At 65.9% G+C, this 6752-nt stretch carries 6 protein-coding genes; all 6 read right to left on the bottom strand.

The window, feature by feature from the left end:
- Window positions 1-253 precede the first annotated feature (253 nt).
- Complete coding sequence (locus EXR94_14700; protein MSR03965.1) at window positions 254-970, bottom strand: hypothetical protein; 717 nt, start codon at window positions 968-970, stop codon at window positions 254-256.
- Window positions 971-1002: 32 nt separating this feature from the next.
- On the bottom strand, window positions 1003-2685 hold the full coding sequence (locus tag EXR94_14695; GenBank protein MSR03964.1) for a diguanylate cyclase: 1683 nt from the start codon (window positions 2683-2685) through the stop codon (window positions 1003-1005).
- Window positions 2686-2762: 77 nt separating this feature from the next.
- Entirely contained in the window at window positions 2763-4262 is a 1500-nt protein-coding gene (locus EXR94_14690; GenBank protein MSR03963.1) for a sigma-54-dependent Fis family transcriptional regulator, read from the bottom strand.
- Window positions 4263-4271: 9 nt separating this feature from the next.
- Window positions 4272-4751, bottom strand: coding sequence for a MogA/MoaB family molybdenum cofactor biosynthesis protein (locus EXR94_14685; GenBank protein MSR03962.1), 480 nt, complete (start codon window positions 4749-4751; stop codon window positions 4272-4274).
- A 3-nt stretch (window positions 4752-4754) separates the two neighbouring features.
- On the bottom strand, window positions 4755-5861 hold the full coding sequence (gene gcvT / locus EXR94_14680; GenBank protein MSR03961.1) for a glycine cleavage system aminomethyltransferase GcvT: 1107 nt from the start codon (window positions 5859-5861) through the stop codon (window positions 4755-4757).
- A gap of 140 nt (window positions 5862-6001) precedes the next feature.
- A partial coding sequence (locus EXR94_14675; protein MSR03960.1) for an enoyl-CoA hydratase/isomerase family protein occupies window positions 6002-6752 on the bottom strand: 751 nt, incomplete at its 5' end.

Genomic DNA, 6752 nt, shown 5'->3' with positions numbered 1-6752 from the left:
TTCAGCGAAGAACAGTCCTGTTACGAACTGCACTGCGCCGACAGCGATGGCTGCGAGCCAGCTGATCATGAGCGTCACCCCCCTTCATGTCCAATCGAAGTCTTTCGGGATGGCATTGCCTCGCTATGGCAATCCAGACGCTCCGCTCAGTTGTCCGCTCAACTCCGCTCTTCCTACATCGAAGACCGGGCCCCCTCCGTTATACCTTTCTCCTTAACCCCAAGATTGAACGCCACAACCTCCAACCACTACCTCACGCCGGCCGCCGAGCGTCCACCCACCGGTTGCTCGCATCCAGCACCGCGAACACCGCCGCTCGCTCCGGACTCTGCCGAATCTCCGCCGTCCCCGTCAACATCACCGAGTCCCGGCCCCCCATTCCCTGCAAGGCAACGAACATCACGCGCCGGTCCACCGCCTCCACCACCTGAACGTTCTCCACCGCCATGGTGTGCTTCTCCAACAACCGCTCCAGCACCAGCGCCGTCGCCCGCGCCGCACCCTCGACCCGGCCCCGCGGCGTGTCCGGCGCCTCTTCCTCCGCCGTCTCCTCCCGCCCGCCGATCGACAACGATACCACGATCACCACCCGCATTCCCCGAGCGCCGGGATGCACCGCCAGGTTCTCGAACAAGACGGCCCGTTGCATGGCCCGCTCCCGCACCACGCTCCGCTCCAGCGTCTCCAACGGTTTGCCCTCCGCCGTCTGGGCAATGCTGATCTTCCGGTGATCGACCTTCAACCCCAAATGGGCCAACAACGCCGACTCGATGTTCCGGACCAACTGCTTCGGCTGCAACCCGGCCTGCGCCAGGACATGGATCTCGCTGACCTCGCCTAACGGCGTCGTGACCAACCGCGCCGAGAGGATACCCTCCAAGGTCGTGAGCAGGTTCTCCGCCCGCCGAGCCCCCCAGGGGTCCGGCATGATGTCGGCCGCCGGCTTGACCGGGGGCTCCGACTGACGCATGGGATTCGGTCCGCTCACTGTTACCGTCCTTGTCACGCCACCGTGTTACGGCCCGATGCCTTCGCCCGATAGAGCGCCCGGTCCGCGTTCTCCAACAAATCCCCGCTCGACGGACGGTCCGGAGCATACTCCGCGATCCCGACACTCACCGTCACCTGCCCCTCCGCATAGCCCAACCGGCGCCCGACACTCTCGACCCCGATCCGAAGCGCCTCTGCCACCCGCTCCGCCCCGCTCAAGTCGGTCCGGGTCAAAATCACCACGAACTCGTCACCCCCGTACCGCGCCGCCAAGTCCGAAGCCCGCACCGCCGCCCGGATCTCCTGCGACACCGCCTTCAACAGGTCGTTCCCAGCCTCATGCCCAAACTTGTCGTTGACCTCTTTCAACCGGTCCAAGTCAAGGAACAACACCGTAAACCGGTCGCCGCTCCGCTTGCTCCGCTCGACCTCATGGGTCACCCGGTCCCGCAACACCCGGAACGTGGCCAGCCCCGTCAACATGTCGGTGGCGGCGGCCCGCTGCGCTTCCTCGGCCTGGCGTTCCTGGTACGGCGAGCACTGGCGGAGCGACGCCCGGCCTAACGCAGCCGCCTCGGCGAACTCCCGGCAGGAATTATAGCCGCATGCCCGGCAATCCCACGGTCTCCCGTTCGGGCCGAGGCCAATGGCCTCCATGACCTGTTCCACCGCCTCGGGCTCAGCCGCGGCCCGCCGGGGCCGGATATCGAACACCGCCCCGACGCTGGCCACCACCCCGGGCTCCACCACCGGCACCCGGCTCCGGGGCGGCTCGGTGCTCTGGACCACCGCCCGCCGCCAATAGAGCTGGTCGCGCGGCCCCGACAACGGATGATCGAGCGCCCCCTCGTAGGAGAGCATGTCGATGAAGCCGAGATCGATCCGGTCCACCACCAGCGCCCGCGAAATGGCCTTGAGACCCGCCAACCCCCGGACCTTCTGGAACCGGCGGCTCGAATGCTTGGCCTCCTCCAACAACGCGATCGGAAGCCCGCCGGCCACGCTCACATGCCGCCGCCGCTCCTGCGGCACCCGGGTAAACACCAGCGGCTGAGAATGGAGGGTGACCCCCCGCGCCTGGAACAACTCACCGAGATCCCGGAACGTGATGGCCGCGGTGATCTCCGCTCCGGTCGACGGCGTGAGTCCGGCATACACGACCTTGAGTCCGTCCGGATACGCCGATTGAAGATACCGGGCCTCCGCCACCGCCGGCGTCGCCACCGGCGCCAGATACGGCACCAACTCCGGATACTCGGCCCGCACCATCTCCACCACCACCGGATCGGTGGACCGGATCATCGTGCCCCAGGCCTCGGTCCGCCACAGCCGGAGATATTCCGACGCCACCAACTCGTCGCCAATGACCCCGCGCGACACCACCCGGAACCCCGCCGCATAACAGGCGTTGACCACCTGCTCCGGGGTGGCCGGGTAGAAATGCGCCGCGCATTCGGTGTCGACGATGATCGCCTCGGTGCCCTCGGCGGCGATGGCCACCGCCTGGCCCAACTCGCCCCCGACATCGATGGCGCCATGGGGGCACTCCGGCACGCAGAGCCCGCAGTGAATACAGGCCTCGTCCATGACCCGCACCCACGACGAATCGGGGGCTACCGCGACCGCATTCGTCGGGCAGACCCGCGCGCACGCCAAACAGGCGACGCAGAGTTCGTCGTCAATTACAAATTTCACGATTTCCCAGAACGGAACCCAGTGGCGGTGGCAAAGTCAAGCCGCTTCCAGTGCCTTAAAGCTTTACACCTGGCTGCTCAGTCGAGTCGATAATCCTTGATCTTCCGATAGAGCGTTCGCTCTCCAATTCCTAGCTTTGCGGCCGCTTGGCGGCGATTGCCGCGGGACTCTTTCAGCGCCGCTCCAATTGTCGCCTTCTCAACTTCTGCCATAGTCATGCCAGGGCGGTAGAGGACATCCTGCGGTGCAGTTTCTGGCACGAACTCATGCAAGGAAGCGACCGAGGTCTCCGGGATTTCAATGCCTTGGACCTTGGAACCCCGCTCGTCGAGCCGCCGACGCAACTCCTCGACCTGGAGGCGGAGGTCCATCAGGCTCCGGAGGATGAATTCGAGTTCCTGACTCGGTTGTTGACGCCCCGCCGAACTGGCGAGGACAGGCAGCAAGGTGTGGGCTCCCTCCAACACTTCGGCGGGGATATCCGCCGCCCGGATCTCCGACCCCGGCGCCAGCACCACCATCGACTCGACCAGGTTCCGAAGCTGCCGGACGTTCCCGGGCCACGGTGCCCCCACCAACCGCTGCATGGCCTCCGCGGTAATGCCCCGGAACGGGCGGTCATGGAGCTTGACGAACTCCCGGATGAACCGGCGGAGCAACAGCCCGATGTCTTCTCGCCGCTCTCGCAGCGGCGTCAGCTCGATATTGAGGACGCTGAGGCGGTAATAGAGATCATCGCGGAACTCGCCCATCGCGACCGAATCGCGCAACGCCCGGTTGGTGGCCGCCACCACCCGAACGTCGACCTTGATCGGCTGGACCCCGCCAACTCGAAAAAACGACCGAGTCTCCAGCACCCGGAGCAGTTTGACTTGGACGCTCTGAGGAATCTCGCCGATCTCGTCGAGGAAGATCGTCCCCGTGTCGGCCAGCTCGAAGCGCCCCAACCGCCGTTCAGCCGCGCCGGTAAAGGCCCCCTTTTCATGCCCGAACAACTCCGACTCGAGCAACGACTCGGGGAGCGCCGCGCAGTTGACCGGAATGAAGGGCTTGCCCCGCCGAGGCGACAGATCGTGGAGGGCCTTGGCGACAAGTTCCTTGCCGGTGCCCGACTCACCCTGGATCAGCACGGTGGTGGAGACCCCCGCCATCTGCTCGATCTTGACCAACACCTGGTGAATGGCGCCGCTCTGACCGGATATCCCGATCCGCTGCTGGAGCCGCCGACGTTCGACCAGCCGGCGGGCCAACACGACCGCATCGCCCTGCTTGATCGGCTTCAGCATCGTTTCGGTCGGGGCCAGGCGCTCGACCCGCTCGGCGCGCTCAGAGTCGGTCGGTTCGAGGAGCACCAGGGTAAAGATTTCGAGCTCGCGGGCGTAGTTGACGAGGTCGAGCGCCGGGGCTTCGTGGACCGCCCCGGTCAGGATGATGAGATCCGGTTGCTCCCGGCGGACCGAGGCCCGGGCATCGTCGACCGCCGAGACCAGTTCGGTGGTAAAGCCGGCCTGCTCCAACGCGGCGTTGAGCGGGACCGCCGTTTCGAGATCGGCGAGGGTCAGCACAATGGCAGACATCGAGGAGCCTCAGTGCCCGGTTCGGGTGCCGGTGATCAAATCCACCGCATGCCCGACCAACGGGTCCAGCACGGCCAGTCCGTCCTTCACCCCACCTGCACTTCCCGGCAAATTCACGATCAAGGTCCGGCGCCGAGTGCCGGCCACGCCCCGGGACAACACCGCCTTGGGGAATCGGGGGTAGGCGCTCATCCGGATCGCCTCGGCAATCCCGGGGGCCTCGCGTTCCAGCACCACCCGGGTGGCCTCCGGGGTCACGTCCCGCTCGGTCAGCCCGGTGCCCCCGGTCGTCAGGATGACATCGGCCAGACCATTATCGGCCCACGCGGTGAGCCGGGCCACGATCAGGTTGACCATATCGGGCACCAGATCTCGGACGGTGACCTGGTAGCCATGTCCGGCGGCCCAGTCGGCAATGGCCTGACCGGAGGTGTCCTCCCGCTCACCACGCGATCCGGCGTCAGAGATCGTGAGAATGGCTACCCGCATCGGTTACTTCTTGACCGACCCCTTCTCCCAGAACGGCCGCTTGACCACCAGGGCCGGGATCTTCTCGTTCCGGCACTCGACCTCGAACCGGGTCCCGATCTTGGCCGAGGCCGCCGGCAGGAAGGTGGTGCCGATCGAGACGCCTAACGAAGGGCTCTGGCCGCCGCTCCGGACCACGTCGACCTGGTTGCCGTCGCACCACACCGGGTAGTTGTGCCGGGCAATGCCCCGTCCCTCGAGCGTGAACCCCACCAATTTGCGGACCAGCCCCCGTTCCTTCTGGGCCCGAAGCGCCTCGGCCCCGACGAACGGCGAGCCCTTGTCGAGCTTCACGATCCAGGCAAGCCCGGCCTCGAACGGCGTGATGGTGTCGTCGATTTCCTGGCCGTAGAGCGCATAGCCCATTTCGAGCCGGAGCGAGTCGCGGGCGCCGAGCCCGATCGGGTGCGCCCCCACTTTGGTAACGGCTTCCCAGAGCGCAACGGTGTCTTTCCACCGGCAATAGAGCTCCAACCCGTCTTCCCCGGTGTAGCCGGTCCGAGAGATGAAACAGTCCACGCCGCCGATCCGGCCCTGGCCGTGGTGATAGTAGCCGATGGTATCGAGCGCCATGTTGGTGATCGGCTGCAGCAAGGCCTGGGTCGTGGGCCCCTGCACGGCCAGGAGCCCAATGTCGTCGGAAATGTCGCGAAGCCGGATGTTGGCCCCGCCTTTCAGATCAACGATGTGCTCCCACGCCTTGGCGCGATTGGACGCGTTGACCACGATCATCAGCTTGTTGTCGAACCGGTAGACCGTACAGTCGTCGACGAAAGTCCCCTCTTTGTTGAGGATCGCCGAGTATTGGACCTGTCCGGCCGCGAGCGCGCCGACGTCGTTGGAGGTAATCCGGTTGACGAACGCGTTCCGGTCCGGCCCCGTCACCTCGAACTCCCCCATGTGGGACACATCGAACACCCCGCACCCGTTCCGCACCGCCTGATGCTCCGCCATGATCCCGGCCGAATACTGGACCGGCATTTCCCACCCGGCGAACGGTACCATCTTCCCGCCAAGGGCCCGGTGGATCTCGGCCAACGGAGTACGAAGCAAACTGGACGAATCGCTCATGCGACCGAACCCCTCAGTGCGCTAAGGTTCAACGACTTAAGTAACGGAAAGTGCCAAAATGGCAGAGGAGAGAAACCTAGCAGGGTCGCCACCCCCGGTCGAGTGCCTAGTGCCCAGCGCCGAGCGCCGAGTGCCGAGCCCTAAGCCTGCCGGAGGGCGTCCACCACCTGCTGTTTGGCCGCATGTCGGGCCGCAGCAGCCCCGGTAGCCTCCTTGAAGTCCTTGGAAACCAACAGCTTGCGGACCTCGGACGCGGACGTTCGAAGCGCAGCCTCGGAGGAGGTTTCGGCCGCCCGAATAGCCCGTTTGGTGGCCCCAATGGCCAAGGGGGCCTGGTTGGCGATCCGTTCGGCGAGGGCTGTGGTTACCGCCTCGAGGGTAGCGGCGCTGGTCAGTTGATTGACGATCCCGAGCCGGAGGGCGGTGTCGGCATCGAACCGGTCGCCCAGAAAAATCAGTTCCTTGGCTTTGGCGGGGCCCACCAGCTCCGGGAGCCAGGCGCACCCGCCGAGATCGGGCAGGATCCCGAAATTGACCTCCGGCAGGCCGAACACCGCGTCGTCGGTGGCAATCCGAAGATCGCACGCCAGGGCCAGCTGCATCCCGGCGCCTAACGCGTGGCCGTGGACCATGGCAATGGTGGCGAACCGGGCATCCCGGAGCCAGGTAAACGCCAACTGCACCTCCGCCACGTCCGGGAGCGGGTGCTCGGGCGTGGCCTGGCTCTGGCCGAACAGCACGCTCAGATCGATGCCGGCGGAAAACGAATGGCCCTCACCCGAGACGACGACGACCCGAACCTCCGGATCGTCCTCGAGGGCCACCCCGACGGCCTTGAGCTCCCGCCACATCTCGAGCGACTGGGCATTCCGTTTGTCTGGCCGGTTGAGC

Source organism: Gemmatimonadota bacterium, assembly GCA_009692115.1.
Lineage (GTDB): Bacteria > Gemmatimonadota > Gemmatimonadetes > Gemmatimonadales > GWC2-71-9 > SHZU01.
Note: the sequence above shows the minus strand (reverse complement) of the source record. Positions and strands in the feature narration are given on the sequence as shown.

Excerpts from the sequence above, each read along its gene's own strand:
- EXR94_14700 (MSR03965.1), bottom strand. The coding sequence starts at position 970 with ATGCGTCAGTCGGAGCCCCCGGTCAAGCCGGCGGCCGACATCATGCCG.
- EXR94_14690 (MSR03963.1), bottom strand. The coding sequence starts at position 4,262 with ATGTCTGCCATTGTGCTGACCCTCGCCGATCTCGAAACGGCGGTCCCG.
- EXR94_14685 (MSR03962.1), bottom strand. The coding sequence starts at position 4,751 with ATGCGGGTAGCCATTCTCACGATCTCTGACGCCGGATCGCGTGGTGAG.
- gcvT (MSR03961.1), bottom strand. The coding sequence starts at position 5,861 with ATGAGCGATTCGTCCAGTTTGCTTCGTACTCCGTTGGCCGAGATCCAC.